This window comes from Sphingomonas sp. (assembly GCF_035758555.1).
Classification (GTDB): Bacteria; Pseudomonadota; Alphaproteobacteria; order Sphingomonadales; family Sphingomonadaceae; genus Sphingomonas_B.
The window spans coordinates 1-2,311 of record NZ_DASTXI010000245.1 but is presented as its reverse complement, the minus strand read 5'-3'; the positions used below and the strand labels follow the sequence as shown (position 1 = coordinate 2,311).

General features: G+C 69.9%; 2 protein-coding genes and 1 pseudogene. All 3 read left to right on the top strand.

All coding sequences use genetic code 11. The annotated features are described in order from the left end of the window. Positions 1 to 529: pseudogene (locus tag VFT73_RS14890) on the top strand (cell division protein FtsZ); the annotation flags it as partial. A 175-nt stretch (positions 530 to 704) separates the two neighbouring features. Further along, entirely contained in the window at positions 705 to 1,985 is a 1,281-nt protein-coding gene (locus VFT73_RS14885) for a hypothetical protein (RefSeq protein ID WP_326412843.1), read from the top strand. Further along, positions 1,982 to 2,311, top strand: a 330-nt coding sequence (locus VFT73_RS14880; RefSeq protein ID WP_326412841.1) for an HD domain-containing protein, incomplete at its 3' end; no start/stop codon positions are given. The genes VFT73_RS14885 and VFT73_RS14880, both read left to right, overlap by 4 nt.

Sequence of the window (2,311 nt, the reverse complement as noted above, 5' to 3'; positions counted from 1 at the left end):
GGTCGACGAGGCCGCCAGCCACATCAAGGAGCTGGTCGACCCCGACGCCAACATCATCTGGGGCTCGGCGTTCAACAACGACCTCGGCGGCAAGATCCGCGTGTCGGTCGTGGCGACGGGGATCGAGGCCGACGCGATCGCCCAGCCGACGCCCGGCAAGGTCTTCACATTCCCGGCGCGCCAGCCTGCGACTCCGGCCCCGGCGCCGGCGGCGGAAACCGCGCCCACGGCTGCAGAAGAGACAGTCGCGTCCGACCAGACGTCCGATGAGGATGGAGGCGACGAGCTGCTGCTCGATGCCGACGACATCCTCACCAGCCCTGTCGGCTCGGCGCCGATCGCGCCCCCGGCGGACGACGAGGAGACGGCCGCGCCGCCTCCGCCGAGCACGAGCGGCGGGACTCTGTTCGAGCGGATGTCGAACATCGCCCGCGGAGCGCCCAAGGCGCAGATCGAAGAGGATGAAACCGACTATCGGCGCGAGCCGATCGACATCCCGCGATTCCTCAACCGCCAAAACAATCAGTAGTCGACGCAGCTTCGGCTAGACGAGGGACAGTCCCCGCGGGGACTGTCCCTTTTCGTTTATTTGCGCGGTTAATCGCTCACCTTTGCTGCACCTCACCGCCTGCTTCGCACGGTTCACCGTAACCCCTCTATGCAGAAAGGTTCCGGCAAGATTCTGTGTCGCACCGGGAGGGTCGATGCGGGGATTGCTGCATATTCGGGTCATTGGCGCGCTGCTCGCGTGCGCGGGCGGAGTCGGAATCGTCGCCGCCGCGCCGGCTTCCGCGCTGGGCAGCTATTCGCCCTACAACGAGACCGCGTCGGCCGCACTTGCCCGCTACCTCCGCGCGCTCGCGGACGACCCGAAGGACTTCCAGTCGCTGATCGGCGCCGGCCGCGCCGCGCTCGTCCTCGGCGACATGCAGTCGGCGGCCGGCTTCTTCGCCCGCGCCGACGAAGTGAACCCGCGCAGCCCGCAGCCGCAGGCCGGAATGGGCGCGGTCCAGGTCCATCTCGGCGACGCCAAAGCGGCGATGCCCTATTTCACCCGCGCGCAGCAGCTCGGGGCCACGCAGGCATTGCTCGGTTGCGAGCGCGGCCTTGCCTACGACCTCATGGGCCAGCAGGCGCTCGCCCAGGCCGATTATCGCGCGGCGCTCTCCGGGCCCGACGCCGACGAAGCGCGCCGCCGTCTCGCGCTCAGCCTCGCCATCAGCGGCGACAAGGCGGGGGCGATCGCCGCGATCGCGCCGCTCTCGGCCAAGGGCGACGCGACCAGCTCGCGAATCCGCGCCTTCGTTCTCGCGCTCACCGGCGATCCCAATGGCGCGATGATCGCCGTCGATGCGGCCATGCCCGGCAGCTGGGCCAGCGTTTCGCCGTTCCTGCAACGGCTCCCGGGCCTTCCCGCCGGCGCCAAGGCCGCGGCGGTCAACCTCGGCATCTTCCCGGATTCGAGCGGCGCGGCCTACGCTTATGCGGCCCCGGTCCGTTCGGCTCCGGCTCCAGCTGCGACCACCGCAAGCACGACCACCGACCGGCTCGCCGGGATCGACGCGCTGCTTCGCCCGTCGCAGCCAGCGGCGACCCCGGTCTGGCAGCAGCCGGCGCTGCAGGCCACGCCCGCGCCAGTCCAGCCGCGCGCCGTGCAGGCGTCCTATGCGCCGCCCCGGCCCGCGACCGTCCAGCGCACTGCGCCTGTTCGTGACGACCGCATCTGGTTGCAGCTCGCGAGCGGCAGCAACACGGGCGCGCTGTCGGATCAATTCACCCGCCTCAAGATGGAGAACCGTGACCTGTTCGAGGGCATCACGGGCTATGTGGCGCAGGGCTCCGGTCACGCGCGGCTGGTGATCGGCCCCTTCCGCGGGCCTTCGGACGCGAGGATCTTCGCAAGCGACTTGCGCACCGTCGGCATCGATGCGTTCCGCTGGACCAATTCCGATTCCGAGAGGATTGTGCCAGTCGCGGCGGAATGAAGCTTCCGCCCGGCGTCGCCTCCAACCCCTCCACCTCTCGCGGCCGTCTTCACGCCGAACCGAATTCGGGGCCGCGCGGTCCTCGCGACATCTTCCAGCGCGACCGCGACCGGATCGTCCATTCGGTCGCGTTCCGCCGGTTGCGCCACAAGACCCAGGTGTTCGTAGCGCCCGATGGCGACCATTACCGCGTCCGGCTGACCCACAGCATCGAGGTCGCGCAGATCGGCCGAACGATCGCGCGGGCGCTCGGGCTCAACGAGGACCTGACCGAGGCGCTGTGCCTCGCCCACGATCTCGGTCATCCGCCGTTCGGCCATGCGGGC